Genomic DNA, 298 nt, shown 5'->3' with positions numbered 1-298 from the left:
CCTTTTTTCAATAATGCTTTAACATTCGCTTCACTTATAGTTTTACCTGAATATTTAGCTGGTAATGTAAATTTACAACCGCTATCATAACCAGTGCAACCATAGAAAACATTTTTAACTTTTTCTCCATCTTTTGTATATTCAAGAGATTTTTTCACAATATCTTTACCACAGTTAGGGCAAGTTTCAATTTTTTCTTTTTCTTCTTGTTCTTTCTTAATTTCCGCGAACGTTGTTTCTTTTTTAATTTTCAATTTTTCTGGCAATGTTTCAATTAATTCTTCCATATAGTTAGTGA

1 pseudogene is annotated in these 298 nt (G+C 28.5%); it reads right to left on the bottom strand.

From position 1 onward, the window contains the following. Positions 1-298: pseudogene (locus tag MR107_RS30660) on the bottom strand (hypothetical protein); the annotation flags it as partial.

This window comes from Bacillus cereus group sp. BfR-BA-01441 (assembly GCF_022663075.1).
Lineage (GTDB): Bacteria > Bacillota > Bacilli > Bacillales > Bacillaceae_G > Bacillus_A > Bacillus_A cereus.
The sequence above is the reverse complement of the archived record's forward strand: the minus strand, read 5'-3'. Positions and strand labels throughout refer to the sequence as shown.